The organism is Nocardia sp. CA-128927 (assembly GCF_050955855.1).
Taxonomy (GTDB): domain Bacteria; phylum Actinomycetota; class Actinomycetes; order Mycobacteriales; family Mycobacteriaceae; genus Nocardia.
The window spans coordinates 1,563,637-1,583,537 of the sequence record NZ_CP192087.1; the positions used below are offsets into that span (position 1 = coordinate 1,563,637).

A 19,901-nucleotide genomic window follows, 5' to 3' on the forward strand; every position below is an offset into this window, starting at 1 on the left:
CCTTGACCCGGCGATTGTCACACGGCAACCGTGCTGTTCGTTCGGAATCGGCCAGTCACGGTTTCGGCACAGATCGGCAGCGAGCTGTCACACGTTGCGGCGGTATTGGCCGCCGACGGTGAAGAAGGTGTCGGTGATCTGCTGCAGGGTGCACACCCGGGCGGCGTCCATCAGCACCTCGAAGATGTTGTCGTCGGTGCGGGCGACGGCTTCGAGGCGGGCGAGGGCATCGTGCGCGGCATCGCGGTGCCGGTGCTGGAATTCGCGGACCCGGCTCAGTTGGGACTGCTTTTCCGTCTCGGTGCCGCGGGCCAATTCGATGTCGTGCTGCGGTTCGCCGTGCGGGTTGCGGAAGGTGTTGACGCCGATGATGGGCAGCGACCCGTCGTGCTTGCGGTGTTCGTAGCGCATCGACTCGTCCTGGATCTTGCCGCGCTGATATCCGGTCTCCATCGCGCCGAGCACGCCGCCGCGTTCGCTGATCCGGTCGAACTCGGCCAGCACCGCCGCCTCCACCAGGTCGGTGAGTTCGTCGATGAGAAAGCTGCCCTGCAACGGGTTTTCGTTCATCGCCACGCCCCACTCGCGGTTGATGATCAGCTGGATGGCCAGCGCACGGCGCACCGATTCCTCGGTGGGGGTGGTCACCGCCTCGTCGTAGGCGTTGGTGTGCAGGCTGTTGCAGTTGTCGTAGATGGCGATGAGCGCCTGCAGCGTGGTGCGAATGTCGTTGAAGCTCATCTCCTGTGCGTGCAGCGAGCGACCGGAGGTCTGCACGTGGTACTTCAGCTTCTGCGAACGATCGTTGGCGCCGTAGCGATCTCGCATGGCGACCGCCCAGATGCGCCGGGCGACCCGGCCGATCACCGAGTACTCGGGGTCCATGCCGTTGGAGAAGAAGAAGGACAGGTTCGGCGCGAAGTCGTCGATCCGCATGCCGCGCGCGAGATAGGCCTCCACATAGGTGAATCCGTTGCTGAGGGTGAAGGCCAGCTGGCTGATCGGGTTCGCACCGGCCTCGGCGATGTGATAGCCGGAAATCGAGACCGAGTAGAAGTTGCGAACGCCGTTGCGCACGAACCATTCCTGGATATCGGCCATCATGCGCAGGCTGAATTCGGTGGAGAAGATGCAGGTGTTCTGGCCCTGATCCTCCTTGAGGATGTCGGCCTGCACGGTGCCGCGCACCGTCGCCAAGGTCTTCGCCCTGATATCGGCGGCCTCGTCGTCAGTAGGTGCCCTGCCCTCGGTGGCCGAGAAACGTTCCAGCGCTTGGTCTATCGCGGTGATCAGGAAATAGGCCAGGATCGTGGGGGCCGGACCGTTGATGGTCATCGACACCGAGGTGGTCGGCGAAGTCAGGTCGAAACCGTCATAGAGCGCCTTCATGTCGTCGAGCGAGGCGATCGAAACACCCGAGGTGCCGACCTTGCCGTAGATATCGGGGCGTTCGGCGGGATCGTGGCCGTAGAGCGTCACGGAGTCAAACGCGGTGGACAGCCTTTTCGCGTCGGCATATTCGCTGAGCACCTTGAATCGCCGGTTGGTGCGGAATGGGTCGCCCTCACCGGCGAACATCCTGGCCGGGTCCTCGTTGTCCCGCTTGAACGGGAAGACGCCCGCGGTGAACGGGAAGCGGCCCGGCAGGTTCTCCGCGCGCAGGAAACGAAGCAGCTCACCGTGATCGGTGAACCGGGGGAGTGCGACCCGTGGAATCGAGTTGCCGGACAGCGTCTCCCGGCGCAGCGGGGTGCGGATCTCCCGATCGCGGACCCGCACCACCTGCTCGTCACCACGGTAGGACTCGGCGAGTGCGGGCCATTCGGCGAGCAGCGCGGCATTCTCGGCGGTCAGCTCGGCGCGGGCCTTCGTGGTCAGCTCGGCGACGGCTTGCTCGTCCGGCAGTTCCGCGGCCACCTGCTCGACGCGTTGTACCCGCTGTGCGGCAACGATTTGCGCGGCCGTCGCCGCGTGGTAGTCGCGCACCGTCTCGGCGATCTCGGCCAGGTAGCGCACCCGCGCGGGCGGAATGATCTGGGCGAATCGGGTCGACGCACGGGTGTTCACCCGGGGCAGCGCGCCCTGCTCCAGCCGCAGGCCGCGTTCGGACAGCAGCCCGGCCAGGTGCTGATACAGCGCGGTGACCCCGTCGTCGTTGAAAGTCGCGGCGCTCGTGCCGAATACGGGCATGCCCTCCGGTGCCGCGGTGAAATCCTCCCGATTGCGGATCAGCTGGCGCGACACATCGCGCAGCGCGTCGGCGGCACCGCGGCGCTCGAACTTGTTGATCGCTACCACATCCGCGAAATCCAGCATGTCGATCTTCTCCAGCTGGGAGGCGGCGCCGAATTCCGGTGTCATCACATACATCGACACGTCGACATGGTCGGTGACGGCGGCGTCGCCCTGGCCGATGCCCGGCGTCTCCAGGATCACCAGGTCGTAACCCGCTGCCTTGCAGGCGGTCACGATCAGCTCGATATTGTTCGGCAGTTCGCGCCCGCCCCTGGTGGCCAGCGAACGGAAGAGGATGTGGTGGCCGTCGAGGGCGTTCATCCGGATGCGGTCGCCGAGCAGCGCACCGCCGCCGCGGCGCCGGGTCGGATCCACCGCGAGAATCGCCACGCGCAGCTTGTCCTGCTGGTCGGAGCGCAGCCTGCGCACCAATTCGTCGGTGAGCGAGGACTTTCCGGAGCCGCCGGTGCCGGTGATGCCGAGCACCGGCACCGTCCGCGCAGCGGCCGCCTGCGCCAAGGCCTGCCGGTCGTTGTCGGACAATGCGTCCTGCTGAATGCAGGTGATGGCGCGGGCGAGTGCGGGGCGTTCACCGGCGAGAACTGCCTCCAGCACCGGCGGTTCGGTGGCGAGGTCGACGTCGCAGGCGCGAAACAGCTGATTGATCATGCCGGGCAAGCCGAGTCGCTGGCCGTCCTCGGGGGAGAAGATGGTCACGCCGGATTCGGCGAGCCGCGCGATTTCCTCGGCGACGATGACACCGCCGCCACCGCCGAATATCCGAACATGGTCCGCCCCGGCCTTTTTCAGCGCGTCGGCCAGATATTCGAAGTACTCGACATGGCCGCCCTGATATGAACTGACCGCAACGCCCTGAGCGTCTTCGGTGAGTACTGCGTCGACCACTTCGCTGACCGCGCGATTGTGACCGAGGTGAATCACCTCGGCGCCCTGCGCCTGCAGGATCCGCCGCATGATGTTGATCGCCGCGTCGTGTCCGTCGAATAGTGCCGCGGAGGTCACGAAACGAACGGGGTTGGTCGGCGTGTGCAGCGCGCTGTTGTCGGCCACGATATTCCTCCGGCGATATCCAGTTGGCGCCCGATACTAGGACGTCAAACTAATCCTACGGTGATGCCCATCACAGCGCCAGGACGAACACGCCCGGTCAATTCAGGAAAGCCGGCCACCTGGGTTCCGCTCACCGTGAATGCAAATGGCGACAACCGGTCCAGGCTCGAGTTCCGATGGGACGCGATGCCCTAAATCCGAAATCCATCCGCACAAATCCACCAAAAGGACGATCCATGGGACGGAACTCTTATCGGCTCACCGCCGCGGTAGCCGCCCTCGGCCTGTCGATGTTCGCGGCGCCGTTCGCGCACGCCGAACCCGCGCCGCTGAACGGCCTGTTCGCATTGTCGCCCGGCGTCTGCTCGGGTGGCGCGGTGACCGGCAGCTTCTTCCGGATGATCCTGCCGACCGGTGACGCGGGCGGTCCCTACCTGGCCAACAGCGACTCGGCCTGCAGCGATCAGACGGTGACCACGCTGTCCGCGGGCAGCGACGGCGGCCTGGTCAGCGGCAGTTACCAGCCGCAGCCCGCCGCCGCCTTCGATGGCGCGGGCAACGCGCAGTCGGGCCGGGTCACTACGCCCGTGCGCTTCTACGGCGTCGATTTCGCCACCGCGACCAACCCCACCGATCCGCAGACCGGCGGCGGCACCGGCGTGCCCGAGGTGTACTCCGACGGCGGGCAGCTGTCCGGCGACCTGAGCAGCCTCGGGGTCACCTGGAACAACCAGGTGTTCAACCAGGGTGCGCCGAAACCGGGTGGTGGGCTGCCCGGCAAGACCAGTCCCGTGCGCGGCACCATCGACGGCTCGGGCAACTTCGTGATCGAGTGGACGAGCCAGATCGTCGGCGGTCCGTTCAACAACTTCACCGGGTTGTGGCATCTGGCCGGTCAGTACCGCGGCGGCAGCGTTCCGCAGGCCGCCCCGGCGGCCGCGCCGATCGCGGCCCCGCCCGCTGCTCCCGCGGCGGCTCCGGCTGCTCCCGCGCCAGGCGCTCCCGCTCCGGCGGCTCCTGCTCCGGCGGCACCCGCGCCGGGTGCTCCGGCGGCACCCGCGCCCGCCGCCGTGCCGGTGGCGCAAAACCAGTCGGCGCGCACCGATCCGGTGCTCGCCTCCAAGACGGTCGAGGTCCCGCGTGGCCGGCACACCCCGGCGTGGGTGGTGCCGACGCTGCTCGTCGTCGCGGTCGCGGCCGCCGGTGTGTTCTTCAACGCGGACCGGATCGTCCGTCGGCAACGGCAGTGACAGCAGTGTCGGGGCTGCCCACCTATTCGGAGTTCGTCTCGAACCCCGAGCCCGCGCCGCCGCGGCCGTTGAAGCGGTGGCCGTTCGTGCTGATCATCGCGATCGGCGCGCTCCTGGTCCTCGCGCCGATCGTCACCGGCATGTTTCCGCGGGCGGTCAAGGGGGAGGCGATGATCGACGCGTTCGAGCCGTACATGACGCGGTCGAGCATCGACGGCTACCGCCACGATCTGCAGGTGCTCGACGACGCCCGGACGAACGTCCTCACGCTGCAGAAGAACGGACAGCAGCCGGGCAGCTTCGACCGGGTCGACCAGTTCGTCCGCGATTACCCGGAGATCAACTACCACATGTCGGGGATGATCGGCGCGATCGATGACAACCGGCAGAACTACGAAAAGCTGGCTGAGGTACCGCCTTTCGGCACCCTGCCGTGGTTGTTCGCGCTGCCCGGCGTGATTCTGGTCGGTGCCGGGGTGCTGGGTTACCGGCGTGCGCAGGAAGGCAAGCAGGCGCTGGTCTGGCGCACGGCCGCGGGGCTCGCGGCGCTCGGGCTGATCGCCGTGCCACTGCTCGGTGGGTTGTTCCCGGCTTCGCCCGCGGCGCAACCGCTGATCGACGACCTACGCCCGATCCTCACCCACGACGAGGTCCGAAAACTACAGGGCTACTTCGTCACTCTGGTCGCGGCCGACGGTGAACTCAACAGCCGCTACACCGCGGCCGTGCGCACCGCGCATCCGGAGGCCGACCTCACCGGCATCAGCACGCTCGAAACCCGTTGGCAGCCGATGACGTCCCGCTTCGCCGCGCTGATCGGTGCGATGAACGACAACGTCCGCAACTTCGATGCCGTTGTCGCGCTGAACGAATCGACCCGCCCGCTCGGTTTCGGCGCATTTCGCGGACTCGGCTTCTTCTATCTACTGCCGGGGATCTTCGTCCTTGCCGCCACGGTGGAGGGCGTTCGCGTGCCGAGCCGGGTGCTGGCAAAGCGCGCGGCACTGCGCGGCGCGAATTCGCCTGGCGGTGTACGGAAATGACACGGAGCCGAACGGCACGCGTGGCCGAACGTAGGAGGAGGGGAACCGGTATGAGTGCGCGAAAGATGATCGCGGCGACAGTTGTGGCCACACTGGCGCTGGTGGTGTCCGGATGTTCCAGCGGCGATCACACACCCGCCTCGACCGGACCGGAGCCGCTGGTCGGATTGCTGCGCATCACACCGGGTTCGGTGTCCGGCGACAGCGTCGCCGGTACCTGGTTCCGGATGGTGCAGCCGGGCGGCACGCCGGAGAAGGGCCCCTACATGCCCAACGGCGATTCCCCCGCACAGGGTGGGTCGACCACCTTGCTCGAGCCGGGCACGGCGGGCGGCCTGCGCATCGGCGGATACCAGAGCGAACCGAACCCCGGTTTCGCGCAAGGGAATTCGCTGTCCGCATCGATCACCAAGCCGACCAAGTTCTTCGCCGTCGAGTTCGGCATCTCCACCAATCCGGTGGACCCGCAGACCCAGCGGCGCGTCCCGCCGCCCGCGGTGACGAATGACGGCGGCAAGTTGACCGCCGACGTGTCGTCCTGGGCGGCCTCCTGGAACGACCAGGAGTTCAACCAGGGCGCGCCGAAGCCGCCGGAGAAGCAGGACGCACAGGTGGCGGGCGCCGAACAGGTGCAGAAGGTGTGGGACTGGGTCGCCAAGCAATGGTTCGACAAGCCCGCCCCCGATGCCGCCCAAGGTCCTTCGGCCACCGGCACTTACGACTCGAAGACCCGCAAGTTCACCCTGCAGTGGACCAGCCTCATCGTCGGCGGGCCGTTCAACGGCTTCACCGGCGTCTGGCACCTGGAGGGCTTATTCGAACCAGCCGAGGCCGCGCCGAATTCGCCTGCGGCCCCGGTCAAATAGACATCAGAAGGAGTACGGTCCGATGAGTTCTCGCACGACGACCCGGCCTGCGCTCGCCAGTGCCATCCGCGCGGTGGCCGCGCTGACGGTCATCGGCAGCGCCGTCGCGGTCACCGCGTTGACGGTGCGCCAGGACGACGACGTCACCAGCGTGGTGATCACCCAGGAGCAGCCCGCCGCCGCGGCCCGGCCCGCCGTGCCCGCGGCTCCGGCCGAGACCCCGGCGGCGCCGCCCGCGCCCGTTGCCGCCGCACCGGCACCCGCACCCGGCGGTCCGGCACCTGCCGCCTCGGTGCCACTCGGCTCGGGCGGTGCCCCCGCCGTTGTCGCCATCAACCCGGGTGCGGGCGCTCCGAATGCCGGTGCGCCCAGCGGTTCTGCGCCCTTGGGTGCGGGCGCGCCGAACAGCTCGGTCCCACTCGGTGGCGGTGCGCCGAACAGCTCCGTTCCGCTCGGCGGTGCGGGCGGTGCCAATCCGTTCGCCGCCGCCCCGCTCGCGGCGCAGCCCGCGTGCCCGATCGGCTGGCCCGCACCGAAGCAGCAGGGCGGTCTCGCCTCGCTGATCGGGCTGGCGCCACTGGCGGGCCCGTTCTCCTCGGAAGCCTTCGCGCTCGGCTCGGTCTACCAGCCCATCCTGCAGCTCGCGGGTCCGGTGCTGGCCGAGATCGCCCCGATCCTGGCGCAGTACCAGCCTGCGATCGACCCGTTCATCACCCAAGTTCAGGGCGTAGAAGCCATTGTCCTGCAAGCAATCCTGCCCTATTACGGACCGTACCGTGGTCAGCTGATCGCGGCCGAGGGCGAGCTCGCCAAGGTGCTGGCTCCTATCCTCACCAACGCCTACAACAGCGAGGCCGCCTCCTGCTTCGTCGCCTGGCAGGGCCAGATCATCGACCAGGCCAAGGGCGGCCGCATCACCGTTGCCTCCCTCGCCCACCCCGGCACCACGGTGGAACTCGGCCCCGAGTCCTGAAATCCCCGCGCACCTTCTGTCACCCCGCACACGAATCCACCCGCCATTCCGTGCGCGGTCCAACAGAAGGTGCGCGGCAGCCGACACTGTGTCGCGGATGCCCGCGCCGACACGTCCCGCGCTGTTCGGCGTCGCGCGTACATAGTGTTGCCGCGCGCACGAATTCGCCGTAGATATCGTGCGCGGCGTGATGGGACGTGCGCGGCGGTGGCGCGTCGGATCGGGTGATCTCCGGTTGGGTGGGGTTCAGGCGGAGATAATGAGCGCATGGCGACACACCAGAGGGCGGCTGTGCAGAAGCTGGTCGAGCGGGGTGTGCTGACCGAGGCGCAATTCGAGGCGGTCATGGGCGCGCTCGCGGCGCAGGAGCCGCGGCCGCGCGGCAAGATCCTCGCCGAGATCGCCGCATACATCGGTGCCGGGCTGGTGTTCTGCGGCATCGCGCTGGTGATCGGGTCGTCGTGGGACGACCTCGCGCGCGGTGCGCAAGTGGCACTGCTGATCGCGGTATCGGTCGGCCTTGCCCTCGGCGCGATCGCCGTGGTCGGCGGCCCGTCCAAGCTGTTTGTCCAGGACCCGCACGGCTCCCGGGTCCGGCTCGCCTCGGCTTTGCTCGCGCTGGCCGCCGGGTCGGTCGCCGGGACGGTGGGCACCGCGTTGGACAACGGCTCCGACAATGCGGGGACGTGGGCGGCGGTCGCGGGTTTGATCGCCGCCGTCCTCGGCTATCTCGCCGTCCCGTCGGTGATCGGCATGCTCGCCTGCGGCTTCTTCAGCGCGGCGGCCGTTCCGGTGCTGCTCGACGACCTGTTCGGGGTCAGCGAGGTCTGGATCGGACTGAGCATGCTCGTGGTCGGCGGAATCTGGTTCGCGCTCAGCCGGATCGGCGCCCTCGTCGAGACCTGGCTCGGGTATGCGATCGCGGTCGGCATCTCGCTGATCGGTGCGCTCGTCGTCGAGTCGGACAGCGGGCCGTGGGCGTTCCTGCTCAGCGCGCTGGTGGCCGTCGTCTGCTTCGCGCTGTTCGCGCAGCAGCGCTCGACGGTGCTCGTCGTCGGCGGGGGACTCGCGGTCGCGCTCGCGACCGGCCAGGCGGTGACCGAGTGGACCGACAGCGTCCTCGCCGCCGCGGTGGCGGTGCTGGTAGTCGGGGCCGTGGTGCTCGGGATCGGCGCGTACCTACTCACCAAGGCACCGAAACCGGCCGCCTGACCTGCCCCGCACGGAAGTGGGATGAGTCACACCTCACATTTACATGGACGTCCAACTATAGGATGACCGCATACCGCGCTGCGGTGTCATGGTCGGCTACCAGAACAGGACTGGCATGGTTCGCGAACTCACTCACTTCATCGGCGGGCAACACGTCGCGGGCGCCTCCGGCAACTTCGGTGACGTCTTCGACCCGAATCTCGGCCAGGTGCAGGCGCGCGTGCCGCTGGCCAGCACGGCCGAGGTCGAGGCGGTCATCGCCAATGCCGAAGCGGCGCAGCCGGTGTGGGCCGCGTTCAACCCGCAGAAGCGGGCGCGAGTGCTCATGAAGTTCCTGACGCTGGTGCAGGACGAGATGGATTCGCTTGCGGCGCTGCTCTCTTCGGAGCACGGCAAGACCATCGCGGACGCGAAGGGCGACATCCAGCGCGGCCTCGAGGTGATCGAGTTCGCCGTCGGTGCCCCGCACCTGCTCAAGGGCGAGTACACCGAGAGCGCGGGCACCGGCATCGACGTCTACTCGATGCGCCAGCCGCTCGGCGTCGTCGCGGGCATCACCCCGTTCAACTTCCCGGCCATGATCCCGCTGTGGAAGGCGGGCCCGGCGCTGGCCACCGGAAACGCGTTCGTGCTCAAGCCATCCGAGCGCGACCCGTCGGTGCCGCTGCGGCTGGCCGAACTGTTCCTCGAGGCGGGCCTGCCGCCCGGTGTGTTCAACGTCGTCAACGGCGACAAGGTGGCCGTCGACGCACTGCTGCACGACCCGAGGATCAAGGCCGTCGGCTTCGTCGGCTCCACCCCGATCGCCCAGTACATCTACGAGACCGCGACCGCGAACGGCAAGCGCGCCCAGTGCTTCGGCGGCGCGAAGAACCACGCGATCGTGATGCCGGACGCCGACCTCGATGATGTCGCCGACCAATTGATCGGCGCCGGTTACGGTTCCGCGGGCGAGCGCTGCATGGCCATCTCGGTGGCCGTTCCGGTCGGCGAGGAGACCGCGGATCGCCTGCTGGCCAAGCTCACCGAGCGGGTGGAGAAGCTCAACATCGGCCGCTCCGACGATCCCGGCGCCGACTACGGCCCGCTGGTCGGCCAGGACGGCGTGGACCGGGTGAACAAGTACGTCCAGATCGGCATCGACGAGGGGGCGGAGCTGGTGATCGACGGTCGCGGCGTGACCGTCCCCGGTGGCGAGGACGGATACTTCGTCGGCGCAACGCTTTTCGACAAGGTCACCCCGGAGATGCGGATCTACAAAGAGGAGATCTTCGGCCCGGTGCTGACCGTGGTGCGCGCCAAGGATTACGAGGAGGGCCTGCGCCTGGCCAACGAGCACGAATACGGCAACGGCGTCGCGATCTTCACCCGCGACGGCGACACCGCCCGTGATTTCGCCGCCCGCGTGCAGGTCGGCATGGTCGGCATCAACGTCCCGATCCCGGTGCCGATCGCGTACTACACCTTCGGCGGCTGGAAGCGTTCCGGCTTCGGCGACCTGAACCAGCACGGCCCGGACTCGTTCCGCTTCTACACCAAGACCAAGACCGTCACGCAGCGCTGGCCTTCCGGCATGAAGGAAAGCAACGCCTTCGTCATTCCGACGATGGACTGACCATGTTCATCCTCGACGAAGACGAGAAGGCGATCGGCGACACCGCGCGCGGCTTCGCCGACGAGTTCCTCGCCCCGAACGCCCTGGAATGGGATGAGCAGAAACACTTTCCGGTCGACGTGCTGCGCAAGGCGGGGCCGCTCGGCCTCGGCGGCATCTATGTCCAGGAGGACGTAGGCGGTTCGGGCCTGCGCAGGCTCGACGCCGTGCGCATCTTCGAGCAGCTCGCCACCGGGTGCCCGGCCATCGCCGCCTACATCTCCATCCACAACATGGCGACCTGGATGATCGACAGCTACGGCGATGCCGCGCAACGCAGTCGGTGGCTGCCGAAGCTGACATCGATGGAGCTGCTGGCCAGTTACGCGCTGACCGAACCCGGCGCAGGCTCGGACGCGGCGGCCTTGAGCACCAAGGCCGTTCGCGACGGCGACGACTACATCTTCAACGGCACAAAGCAATTCATCTCCGGCGCGGGCGCGACCGACGTGTACGTGGTGATGGCGCGCACCGGAGCGGCGGGCGCGCGGGGCGTCTCGGCGTTTATCGTGCCCGCCGACACACCGGGAGTCTCGTTCGGTGCCAACGAGAGAAAGATGGGCTGGCACGCCCAGCCCACCCGGCAGGTGATCTTCGAGGACGCCAGGGTGCCCGCGGCGAACCTGCTCGGCGCCGAGGGCGACGGCTTCCGCATCGCGATGAACGGCCTCAACGGCGGACGGTTGAACATCGCCGCCTGCTCGGTCGGCGGCGCGCAGGCGGCGTTGGACAAGACGGTGCCGTATCTGGCGGAGCGGCAGGCCTTCGGCAAGCCGCTGTTGAAGAACGAGGCGCTGCGGTTCCAACTCGCCGATATGCGAACCGAATTGGAGGCCGCCCGCACCCTGCTGTGGCGGGCCGCGGCGGCGCTCGACGCCGACGCGCCGGACAAGGTCGAGTTGTGCGCCATGGCAAAGCGATTCGCGACCGACGCGGGCTTCGAGGTCGCGAACAAGGCGCTGCAACTGCACGGCGGCTACGGTTACCTGGCCGAATACGGCCTGGAGAAGATCGTCCGGGATCTGCGGGTGCACCAGATCCTCGAAGGCACCAACGAAATCATGCGGGTGGTCGTCGCCCGCGCGGTGGTAGGAGCGGCATGAGCGAACGAAGTGAGCGAATCATGTGCCAGCGCGCTTCGCGCATGACGGAGCCGAGCGCCAGCGAGGCGCAGTCATGAGCGAAGCGGAAGTTCTGGTCGACAAACAGAATGGGCTGGGGCTCATCACGTTGAACCGGCCCAAGGCCATCAACGCGCTGAATCACCCGATGGCACTTGCCATTACCGATGCGCTGCGCGCCTGGGCGGACGACGACGAGGTGCGTACCGTCGTCGTCACCGGCGCGGGGGAGCGCGGTCTGTGCGCGGGCGGCGACATCGTCGCCATCCACACCGACGCCACCGGCGGTGCCACCGGCGCGGATTCGTCCACCGGCCGCTTCTGGCGGGACGAGTACGTGCTCAACGCGCTGATCGGCCGTTACCCGAAGCCCTACCTCGTGGTGATGGACGGCATCGTGATGGGCGGCGGTGTCGGGCTGTCCGGGCACGGCAGCCACCGGATCGTCACCGAGCGGTCCAAGATCGGCATGCCCGAGGTCGGCATCGGCTTCGTCCCGGATGTCGGCGGCACCTACCTGCTCGCGCGCAGCCCGGGCGAGATCGGCACGCACGTCGCGCTGACCACTGCCCGGATGACCGCGGGTGATGCCATCGCGGCCGGTTTCGCCGACTACTTCGTCGCCACCGAACACCTGCCGGGGTTGCTGGAGACGCTGCGCACCGAGACGGTCGAGGTCGCGATCGCCAAATTCGCCACGGACGCACCGCAATCCGGCTTGCTGGCTCAGCGGGAGTGGATCGACGCGTGCTACAGCGCGGACACCGTCGAGGAGATCGTCGCCCGCCTGCAGGCACACGATGCGCCGGAGGCGGTCAAGGCGGCCGCCGACATTCTGACGAAATCGCCTGTCGCGCTGAAGGTCGCGCTACGGTCGTTGCGTTCGGCGCGCACCGCGCCGAACCTGGAGACGGTGCTGAACGAGGAATATCGGGTCTCCATCACGGCGCTGTCCTCGCCGGACCTGGTGGAAGGCATCCGCGCGCAGGTTATCGACAAGGACCGCAATCCGCAGTGGTCACCGGCGACCCTCGCCGAGGTCACCACCGCACAGGTCGACGCATACTTCGCCGAATTGGGCGATCAGGAACTGGGTTTGGTGAGCAATGACTGAGAAGATCGGATTCCTCGGACTCGGCCACATGGGTGCGCCGATGGCGGCGAACCTCGTCAAGGCCGGATATGAAGTGCTGGCCTACGATCCGGTGCCCGCCGCGCAGGAGCAGGCCATCAAGGACGGCGCCACCGTGGTGAGCACGGCCGTCGAGGTGGCGGACGCCGGTGTCGTGATCACCATGCTGCCCAACGGAAAACTCGTCCTCGACGTGTATGCCGAACTGCTTCCGGTCGCCAAGCCAGGCACCCTGTTCATCGACTGCTCCACCATCGATGTCGCCGACGCCAAGTCGGCCGCGGTCCTGGCCATCGGCGCGGGCCATCGCGCCCTGGATGCCCCGGTGTCCGGCGGCGTCGCGGGCGCGGCCGCGGGCACGCTGACCTTCATGGTCGGCGGCGGTGCCGAGGACTTCGCCGACGCGCTGCCCCTGCTCGAGATCATGGGCGGCAAGGTCGTGCATTGCGGCGGGTCCGGCGTGGGCCAGGCCGCCAAGATCTGCAACAACATGCTGCTCGGCATCTCGATGATCGGTCTGTCCGAGGCCCTGGTGCTCGGCGAGAAGCTCGGGCTGACCCACCAGTCGTTCTTCGACGTGGTCTCCACCGCCTCGGGCCAGAGTTGGGCGCTGACCAGCTACTGTCCGGTCCCCGGGCCGGTGCCGACCAGCCCCGCCAACAACGACTACCAGCCGGGTTTCGCGACCGCCTTGATGAACAAGGATCTGGGTCTGGCGGCAAACGCGTTGCGCGAGAACGGCATCGATGGCCAGCTCGGCCTGCTCGCGGCGGAGATCTACAACCGGTTCAACCAGGCGTCCGGCGCGCGGGACTTCTCGGCCATCGTCACCGAGATCCGGGAACGAAGCGACAGCCCCGGCGCGGAGGCCTGACCGTTCGACGCGCTGAAGCTCAGTTGATGACACGTCTCGAACATGCGTTCGACTCGAGGTATTGTTCGAGCCGTGTCTCCACTTTCCCGCCAGGACTGGGCCAGGATGAACCTCGAACAGGTCCGTGACCAGCTGCTCGACGCGGCCGCGTTCGGCAAGTACCTGCCGCCCGAGCAGCTGGAGAACGCCGCGGGAAAGATCGCCGAGGGGCTGCGGGTCTATACCGAATTGACCAGCGACCGCGGCCCGTCCGGGGCGTGAATTCCGTTGTGCTGTAACAACTTCAGAATACCTTCGGGGCGTTGTGGGAGAATCGGTAAACCTACCTCCTGTATCGTCACCGATATTCCTGACCTCCTACCGAGAAGGTGCCTGATAATGACTGCATCGCGAAGCGATTCCGTGAGGGGCGGTGGCCGGGCGACGGGAGGGCCCGACTTCGAGACGATTCTGCTGGAGCGCAAGGGCCGGGTCGGCTGGATCACGCTGAACCGCCCGAAGGCGCTCAACGCACTCAATGCCCAGGTCCTCGACGATGTCATCGCCGCGCTCGACGAGCTGGAGCGCGATGACGAGGTCGGCGCCGTGGTCATCACCGGTTCGGAGCGGGCCTTCGCGGCCGGTGCCGACATCAAGGAGATGCAGCCGCAGTCGTACATGGACATGTTCCTGAACGACCACTTCGCGCGCTGGGACCGGCTCGCCCAGTTCCGCAAGCCGACCATCGCCGCGGTGGCCGGATACGCCCTCGGCGGCGGCTGTGAGCTGGCCATGATCTGCGACATCCTGATCGCGGCGGACACCGCGAAGTTCGGCCAGCCGGAGATCAAGCTCGGCGTCATCCCCGGCATCGGCGGTTCGCAGCGGCTCACCCGCGCGGTCGGCAAGGCCAAGGCGATGGACCTGGTGCTCACCGGTCGCAACATGGACGCGGAGGAGGCCGAGCGCGCCGGACTGGTTTCGCGCATCGTGCCCGCCGCCGAGCTGCTCGACACCGCGCTCGAGGTCGCCGACACCATCGCGTCGATGTCGTTGCCGGTCACCATGATTGCGAAGGAATCGGTCAACCGCTCCTTCGAGACCACCCTCGCCGAGGGCCTGCGTTTCGAACGTCGGGTGTTCCATTCGCTCTTCGCGATCGAGGATCAGAAGGAAGGCATGGCCGCCTTCGTGGAGAAGCGTCCCGCGAAGTTCAACAACCGCTGATCCGCCTGCGCGAAATCCCCAGCAGAATACGTATCCACTTAGCCGGGTATTTCGGCGTGCTAGCCGAACTGTGACGGCGACGGTCCGACGATCTCCACCGGCGTCGACGGGGTGCCGTGGCTCGGTTCGGCCGAACTCTTGTCCATGGCAAGGATTCCCGCGATCGTCGCGCCGAGCGCCGCGGTCACCGCGACGGCGGCGATGAGTTTGCGGCGGTCGACCGGGCCGTGCACCAGCGACGCGGACAGCGCCGCGCCCGCCCGTGCGCGCGGCATCCGCACATCGCCGCTGTGGCGTTCCGCCGCGAGTAGCACCGCGCCGCGGGCCGAGACGTAATCCGGTTCCGGGTCGTAGATGATCGGCAGGTCGATCAGCTCCGCGAGCTCGTCGCGGATGCTCGGGTTGCGGGTGCAGCCGCCGAGTAGCACCAACGCCTCGGGCTGCACGCCGCTCTCCTCGATGAGCTGCCGCACGAACGACGCCGAGTGATGGATACTCGCGGCGCACAGTTCCGCCAGGTCACTGCGGGTGACCACCTCACGGCCGCCGGAGATGGGGTCGATCGCGGTGACCACCCGCTCGCTGCTCAACGCCTCGCGATGCTTGCGGCTGGTCAGCTTGTCGGTGAGCACGCCGCCGCGCGCGAGCTGCCAGCGCAGCAACGCGTCGTAGCCGTCGCCGCCGAGCACCGTGCTGCGTTTGCCGGCCAGGATGGTGTCGTTGCGGCAGTCGGCCTGCGTGATGGTCAGGCCGGATGTGCCGAGGTCGTAGAGCAGGACCGTGCCGTCGTCGGGCAGTTGTCCAGTGAACCGGAGATAGCGCAGCTGCGCGAGGGGCTCATCGACGATGGTGAGGCGGTTGCGGCCCGCGATGGTCCGGATGGCGTCGGCGTGCATGGTGCAGCGGCAGGTCACGGCGGTTCCGGTGACCAGTTCGTCGCGTCGGTCGGCGGCGCCGCGCATCTGGCGGATGGCCTCGAAGACGGGTTCCTCGACCCCGCCGCCGGCCCGCCGGGGCACCTGGCAGCGGTCGATCGGGGGGAGGTGTGGCTGATCGGAATGTGTCAGCATCGCGCGTGCGCCACCAGCGCCCGCCGATACCCCCAAGACCAGCACCATGGTTTACATGGTGAACCCTTTTGTGCCCGCTGCCAAGACAACGGGCCGGGAAATTCGCTAGTTGGATGCCGGACCGTTACCCCATGGTCAATCTGCGGGTGTAGTGAACCGACCAGTATGAATGTCTGGTTCGGTCTAGGTCGCGGACCAGCGCGCCTGTTCGTCGCCGGTGTCGAAGTCGCCTGCGGCGTGTCGGAATTCCGCCAGTAACTGCAGCAGCGTGTGCAGCCGATCGGGTGCGAGGCCGGGCAGCGCGAAGACTCTCGTGTTGAGCTCCTCGGTGGCCTGCGCGACCAATTCCCTTCCGGCGTCGGTTATCTCGATCAGTGTCGCACGTCGGTCGGTGGGATGCGGCACTCGCTCGACCAGCTTCGCCGCCTCGAGTCGATCGACGGTATTGGTCACGCTGGTGGGGTGCACCTGCAGCCGCGCGCTGGCCTTCGCCATCGGCAACGCGCCGGTCTTGCTGAAGCTCAGCAGCATGAGCAGTTCGTACCGGGAGAAGGTCAAACCGGTCGGTTTCAGTGCCTCGTCCACCCGGGCCATCACGATTTGCTGGGCGCGTACCAGTGAGGTCACCGCGGCCATGCCATCGGCCACGTCACCCCAGCCGTGGCCGACCCATTGGCGATGGGCCTCCTCGATCGGGTCGAGCGGAAGTGGGCGTGGCCGAGACATGTTCCGATCATTCCATGCGGGTGGGCGTGGTTCGGGGACATCCGGGCGGCTTCGGATCACAGTGCGGTCGCCCGCTTCGAATCAGAGTGAGCGCAAGGGTGGGTCCGGGAGTCCGCGCAGGGCAATATCAATCGCGAGGCGGGCGTGGCTGAGTGGTTGAGGCAACGGTCTGCAAAGCCGTTTACGCGGGTTCAATTCCCGCCGCTCGCTCTATGAAGGGTTCGAGGGTCGCCTCAGGCGGTAACGCTCGGTTCGGCATACGGCCGAACCGAGCACCTCGGGCTGCAGGCGGTCAGCCGATTCCCGAGAAATCGCGCAGCACAACGTGATTGCGATCCGCGGTGGTGCCGAGGGTGTAATCCGGGAGTAGGCCGAAGTATTCGGACCTGGTGGTCGCGCTCCAGCGGCGCGCGGCGTCGGTGCGGGTCTTGTAGAAGTTGAGCATGTAGCCGCCTTCGTACAGGCGGAGCAGGCTGTAGCCGCCCGGATATTCCTTCACCGCAGCGACTTCCAGGAATTCGACGGCGCAGGCGGTGTCGGGGCGGGTGCGGCGATTGCGGTGGGTGTGGCCGCTGTGGTGCAGGAAGACGCCGGGGGAGCGGTCGTACAGGGCTTGCAGTTCGGCACTGTCGCGGCCGTTGAGGACGAATCCCGGTCCCGCGAGATTGGTCAGGCCCGATTCGATCGTGACGGGGTGGTGGCCGAAGACCAGGGTCGGGCGGTCGGGGTCGGCGCGCAGTCGCTCGGTGAGCAGGTCGAATTGCGGGCGCTCGATGGTGCCGCCGGAGCCGTCGAGTTCGCTGGTGTCCAGGCCGAGCAGGCGCAGGCCGCCGGACTCGTGTTCGATCAGTTGCTGGCGCGGGGTGAACGCCTCGGCCCAGCAGTCGTAGTGGTCGGCGGGGGCGGGCTGACAGGTCGCGTAGTCGGAGCCGGCGTGGGGGCGATCGTGGTTGCCGCGCACGACGAGGTAGTCGCTGCCCAGCGTGCCCCACGCGTCGAGTTGCGCGCGTACGGCGCGCGAATCCTGAAGGGACGCTTCGCTGGTGAGGTCGCCCGCGACGAGCAGCCGGTCGGCGCCGCGGTCGGGGCGACGCAGATCGTCGAGGAGGGCGGCCAGCATCACCTCGGGGTACGGCGGCACGTCCTGGCGGACGCCGGGTGGGAGGTTGGCGAACAGCAGACCGCTCACCTCTTCGCCGTAGTGCACGTCGTTGGCGAGCGCGAGAGTTTGCAATGGTCGACCGGGCGGTGGCACCAATGTGGTGAATTCGCCGGTGCATTCGGGTGTTCCGGGGCTGAGCGTGGTCAGCGAGAGCGCGGGGATCGCGCGTACGCCGGTGGACCAGGCCTCGAAGCGATAGGTGCGGCCGGGTTCGAGGCCGTCGATCTCGGCGTAGTGGAACGGGGTCGGCTGCGGGTCTGCGTGCATCGGAACCGGCGCGCGAGCCGAATCTGCCGGAGCCAGGCGCAGTTCCGTGTCGGCGTCCACCGGTACCAGGCGTCCGGCGGGATCGGGCGTCACCGTTGTCCAGGTCACGATCACCGATCGGTCGGTGATCGTGACCACCTCCAGATCGGTGGCGATCAGCGGATTCGGTTGGGCCCGAGCCGAACCCGGCCGCGCCAACGGCAGCAGAGCCGCGAAACCGATGGCGCCGAGCACGGTTCGCCGGGACGGCCCGCAGCACGTCGTACCGTTCATGCGCGCGGGTGTGGCGTCAATTCTTGGCCGAGCTCGCGGAGCAGACCTTCCACTTACCGTCTTCCTTCTTCAGGTGTTCGGTGGTGCTGGTGTCGGTATCGGGTGCCTGACCCGGTACTTCGAGGGTGAGTTTGCCGATGATGTGCGCGGTCGCGGTTTCGCCGGTGATCACGATGTTCTCGATCTTATCGATGTTCACCGCGACCGTCGCCGACTCGAACTCCTGTTTCTGCTCCTCGGGCAGCGCGTCGAACTCGGCCCGATCCGCCGCGCAGGCCCTGGCCGCGGCGGCCCGGAATCCCTTGGACTCCAGCGTGTCGTAGAAGTCGTGGATGGCGACCTCGATCCGCTTCCCGTCGGAGGCGAGCGGTCCCTTCCCCTGTGCCGTCAACACCGCGCCGAGCACCACCACGCCGCCGAGCGCGAGCAGCACCACGGCCACCAGCCCGACGATCAGGCCGATCTTGCTCTTCCGCGACGGCTGACGGCCGGGAGGCGGCGGCGGATAACCGGCCTGCGGGTAGCCCGTCGGCGGCGGATATTCGGTGGGCTGCTGCGGATACTCAGGTCCTTGCGGCGGCTGCCCGCCCGGCGGATAAGTCATCGTCTCGTCCTCCGTCAGCCCCCCTCGGCTTCCTCGAAGGTTACGGCAACCGCGTGCTCAGGCGAGCGAAATCCGGCCTCGGCCGAAGCGCTGACCGGTGGTTCGGGCATGTCCCTCGGCGCGCGTCGAACAAGCCGTGCCGCGTCGGAACATGCCGAGCTCGCTGAACTGGATGGCGTCGGCGTCGCGTGTCCGGATGCCGAGCGCGGCAGGCGGACTATATTTGCCGGGTGCGGACGACCACCCACGTTCGTTCGTGCAGAAGGAGATTCGAATGCGCAGGCTGATCGGCATGGCCGTCCTCGGCGTCGGGTTGCTGGCGATCGCGCAGGGCGCGGGAACCGCCGGGGCCGACCCGGTGCCCGCCGGGCAGGGCGCGCTGCGGGTGCAGGCGGCGACCACCGGTGCCGAGTCGTCCGCTGTCGCGGGCGTGCAAGTCGGGGTCACCACGTGTGCGGCGGGGCCGGTGCTCGCGACCCTGACCACCGGGCCGGACGGCAGCGCCACCACGAACCTGCCTCCCGGGTGCTACCTGGCGCAGTTCACGTCGGCCTCCGGTTGTGAGCCGAAGAGCTCGACCTCCGTCAAGGTGGACGTGATCCCCGCCGCCACCCAGGCCGCGGCCTTCCAGGTCAGCTGCGCCTGATCGAGTTCCCGAGCGGGACTCGACGGCGTCGAGCCGTCCCGCTCGGGCGAGAACCGTTGTGGTGACCCGACTCTGGGATGTCACCATCTCGTAGGTTGTGTCGGCAATAGTGCTGTGGTTGCTGGCCCGGAAGCAGCGGGTGTAGCTCAGGCGGCGTCGCTGCTGGGCAGGCTGGCGTACTCCTCGATCCGAGTGATGAGGTGGTTTTCGAAGCGGAAGTACGCGGCGGCATCGAGGCGGAAGAGCGCTCCGTCCTGCATGACAACGTGCACGACGTGTTGCTGCAACACTTCGTCGGGTTCGGAGAATTGCCGAGTGATGTCGTAGCGCATCGACCGGATGGGTTCGATTTGAGCCTGCATGCCCGAGATGTTCTCCTGGATCGTCGAGTCGCCCTTGCCGTCGTTGTGCCAGACGGTGGCCTGCTCGGAGCACATCGCTTGTGCCTCGGCCCATTCCCGGTTCTCCAGGTGGCGGAGGTAGGTGGTCACTTTGTCTTTGAGATCCTGGCTCATG

General features: G+C 67.8%; 18 protein-coding genes and 1 tRNA gene. 13 read left to right on the forward strand and 6 right to left on the reverse strand.

The genetic code is table 11. The features are described from left to right. Positions 1-87: 87 nt before the first annotated feature. Positions 88-3,306 carry a fused isobutyryl-CoA mutase/GTPase IcmF gene (icmF, locus tag ACQPW1_RS07280; protein ID WP_433661962.1) on the reverse strand — a complete coding sequence of 1,073 codons (3,219 nt, stop codon included), beginning with the start codon at positions 3,304-3,306 and terminating at the stop codon, positions 88-90. Between the two features lie 236 nt (positions 3,307-3,542). Between icmF and ACQPW1_RS07285 the strand changes: the two genes are divergently transcribed. The 11 genes from ACQPW1_RS07285 to ACQPW1_RS07335 all read left to right on the forward strand — a co-directional run bounded on the left by ACQPW1_RS07285 (position 3,543) and on the right by ACQPW1_RS07335 (position 14,637). Beyond that, the gene (locus ACQPW1_RS07285; protein WP_433661963.1) at positions 3,543-4,556 is read left to right on the forward strand and encodes a hypothetical protein; all 1,014 of its coding nucleotides are present in this window, start codon (positions 3,543-3,545) and stop codon (positions 4,554-4,556) included. Further along, entirely contained in the window at positions 4,553-5,599 is a 1,047-nt protein-coding gene (locus tag ACQPW1_RS07290) for a hypothetical protein (protein ID WP_433661964.1), read from the forward strand. The genes ACQPW1_RS07285 and ACQPW1_RS07290 overlap by 4 nt, the downstream gene beginning before the upstream one ends. Before the next feature lie 50 nt (positions 5,600-5,649). Then, a complete protein-coding gene (locus ACQPW1_RS07295) occupies positions 5,650-6,465 on the forward strand; it encodes a hypothetical protein (protein WP_433661965.1) in 816 nt (271 codons plus the stop codon). 22 nt (positions 6,466-6,487) lie between these two features. Next, complete coding sequence (locus ACQPW1_RS07300) at positions 6,488-7,438, forward strand: hypothetical protein (protein WP_433661966.1); 951 nt, start codon at positions 6,488-6,490, stop codon at positions 7,436-7,438. Positions 7,439-7,705: 267 nt separating this feature from the next. Further along, positions 7,706-8,650, forward strand: a complete 945-nt coding sequence (locus ACQPW1_RS07305) for a DUF2157 domain-containing protein (protein WP_433661967.1) — start codon at positions 7,706-7,708, stop codon at positions 8,648-8,650. Positions 8,651-8,765: 115 nt separating this feature from the next. Beyond that, on the forward strand, positions 8,766-10,265 hold the full coding sequence (locus ACQPW1_RS07310) for a CoA-acylating methylmalonate-semialdehyde dehydrogenase (RefSeq protein ID WP_433661968.1): 1,500 nt from the start codon (positions 8,766-8,768) through the stop codon (positions 10,263-10,265). Between the two features lie 2 nt (positions 10,266-10,267). Next, positions 10,268-11,407 (forward strand): acyl-CoA dehydrogenase family protein, encoded by a 1,140-nt coding sequence (locus tag ACQPW1_RS07315; protein WP_433661969.1) that lies wholly within the window; start codon positions 10,268-10,270, stop codon positions 11,405-11,407. 73 nt (positions 11,408-11,480) lie between these two features. Next, positions 11,481-12,539 carry an enoyl-CoA hydratase/isomerase family protein gene (locus ACQPW1_RS07320; protein ID WP_433661970.1) on the forward strand — a complete coding sequence of 353 codons (1,059 nt, stop codon included), beginning with the start codon at positions 11,481-11,483 and terminating at the stop codon, positions 12,537-12,539. Next, complete coding sequence (gene mmsB, locus ACQPW1_RS07325; protein WP_433661971.1) at positions 12,532-13,431, forward strand: 3-hydroxyisobutyrate dehydrogenase; 900 nt, start codon at positions 12,532-12,534, stop codon at positions 13,429-13,431. Before ACQPW1_RS07320 ends, mmsB begins: the two co-directional genes overlap by 8 nt. A 72-nt stretch (positions 13,432-13,503) precedes the next feature. After that, entirely contained in the window at positions 13,504-13,692 is a 189-nt protein-coding gene (locus ACQPW1_RS07330) for a DUF6374 family protein (protein ID WP_364739452.1), read from the forward strand. A gap of 117 nt (positions 13,693-13,809) precedes the next feature. Further along, entirely contained in the window at positions 13,810-14,637 is an 828-nt protein-coding gene (locus ACQPW1_RS07335) for an enoyl-CoA hydratase (RefSeq protein ID WP_433661972.1), read from the forward strand. Positions 14,638-14,696: 59 nt separating this feature from the next. Here the strand turns inward: ACQPW1_RS07335 and ACQPW1_RS07340 are convergent, their stop codons facing one another. Further along, a complete protein-coding gene (locus tag ACQPW1_RS07340; RefSeq protein ID WP_433661973.1) occupies positions 14,697-15,755 on the reverse strand; it encodes an Hsp70 family protein in 1,059 nt (352 codons plus the stop codon). Positions 15,756-15,890: 135 nt separating this feature from the next. Continuing rightward, positions 15,891-16,433, reverse strand: coding sequence for a MarR family winged helix-turn-helix transcriptional regulator (locus ACQPW1_RS07345; RefSeq protein ID WP_433661974.1), 543 nt, complete (start codon positions 16,431-16,433; stop codon positions 15,891-15,893). 138 nt (positions 16,434-16,571) lie between these two features. Here ACQPW1_RS07345 and ACQPW1_RS07350 point away from each other — a divergent pair. Further along, positions 16,572-16,643: transfer RNA gene (locus tag ACQPW1_RS07350), tRNA-Cys, on the forward strand. 82 nt (positions 16,644-16,725) lie between these two features. Here ACQPW1_RS07350 and ACQPW1_RS07355 read toward each other — a convergent pair. Next, positions 16,726-18,135: a metallophosphoesterase gene (locus ACQPW1_RS07355; RefSeq protein WP_433661975.1), complete on the reverse strand. Its 1,410-nt coding sequence runs from the start codon at positions 18,133-18,135 to the stop codon at positions 16,726-16,728. A 16-nt stretch (positions 18,136-18,151) separates the two neighbouring features. Continuing rightward, the gene (locus ACQPW1_RS07360; RefSeq protein WP_433661976.1) at positions 18,152-18,739 is read right to left on the reverse strand and encodes an Rv0361 family membrane protein; all 588 of its coding nucleotides are present in this window, start codon (positions 18,737-18,739) and stop codon (positions 18,152-18,154) included. A 274-nt stretch (positions 18,740-19,013) separates the two neighbouring features. Between ACQPW1_RS07360 and ACQPW1_RS07365 the strand changes: the two genes are divergently transcribed. Further along, the gene (locus ACQPW1_RS07365; RefSeq protein WP_433661977.1) at positions 19,014-19,385 is read left to right on the forward strand and encodes a hypothetical protein; all 372 of its coding nucleotides are present in this window, start codon (positions 19,014-19,016) and stop codon (positions 19,383-19,385) included. 146 nt (positions 19,386-19,531) lie between these two features. Here ACQPW1_RS07365 and ACQPW1_RS07370 read toward each other — a convergent pair whose 3' ends face one another. Further along, the gene (locus tag ACQPW1_RS07370) at positions 19,532-19,900 is read right to left on the reverse strand and encodes a nuclear transport factor 2 family protein (protein ID WP_433661978.1); all 369 of its coding nucleotides are present in this window, start codon (positions 19,898-19,900) and stop codon (positions 19,532-19,534) included. Position 19,901: the final 1 nt, after the last annotated feature.

Bases quoted from the DNA above. Each gene is read 5' to 3' on its own strand.
- ACQPW1_RS07285 (WP_433661963.1), top strand. From the start codon at position 3,543: ATGGGACGGAACTCTTATCGGCTCACCGCCGCGGTAGCCGCCCTCGGC.
- ACQPW1_RS07295 (WP_433661965.1), top strand. From the start codon at position 5,650: ATGAGTGCGCGAAAGATGATCGCGGCGACAGTTGTGGCCACACTGGCG.
- ACQPW1_RS07300 (WP_433661966.1), top strand. From the start codon at position 6,488: ATGAGTTCTCGCACGACGACCCGGCCTGCGCTCGCCAGTGCCATCCGC.
- ACQPW1_RS07305 (WP_433661967.1), top strand. From the start codon at position 7,706: ATGGCGACACACCAGAGGGCGGCTGTGCAGAAGCTGGTCGAGCGGGGT.
- ACQPW1_RS07310 (WP_433661968.1), top strand. From the start codon at position 8,766: ATGGTTCGCGAACTCACTCACTTCATCGGCGGGCAACACGTCGCGGGC.
- ACQPW1_RS07315 (WP_433661969.1), top strand. From the start codon at position 10,268: ATGTTCATCCTCGACGAAGACGAGAAGGCGATCGGCGACACCGCGCGC.
- ACQPW1_RS07320 (WP_433661970.1), top strand. From the start codon at position 11,481: ATGAGCGAAGCGGAAGTTCTGGTCGACAAACAGAATGGGCTGGGGCTC.
- mmsB (WP_433661971.1), top strand. From the start codon at position 12,532: ATGACTGAGAAGATCGGATTCCTCGGACTCGGCCACATGGGTGCGCCG.
- ACQPW1_RS07335 (WP_433661972.1), top strand. From the start codon at position 13,810: ATGACTGCATCGCGAAGCGATTCCGTGAGGGGCGGTGGCCGGGCGACG.
- ACQPW1_RS07340 (WP_433661973.1), bottom strand. From the start codon at position 15,755: ATGGTGCTGGTCTTGGGGGTATCGGCGGGCGCTGGTGGCGCACGCGCG.
- ACQPW1_RS07345 (WP_433661974.1), bottom strand. From the start codon at position 16,433: ATGTCTCGGCCACGCCCACTTCCGCTCGACCCGATCGAGGAGGCCCAT.
- ACQPW1_RS07355 (WP_433661975.1), bottom strand. From the start codon at position 18,135: ATGAACGGTACGACGTGCTGCGGGCCGTCCCGGCGAACCGTGCTCGGC.
- ACQPW1_RS07360 (WP_433661976.1), bottom strand. From the start codon at position 18,739: ATGACTTATCCGCCGGGCGGGCAGCCGCCGCAAGGACCTGAGTATCCG.
- ACQPW1_RS07365 (WP_433661977.1), top strand. From the start codon at position 19,014: ATGCGCAGGCTGATCGGCATGGCCGTCCTCGGCGTCGGGTTGCTGGCG.
- ACQPW1_RS07370 (WP_433661978.1), bottom strand. From the start codon at position 19,900: ATGAGCCAGGATCTCAAAGACAAAGTGACCACCTACCTCCGCCACCTG.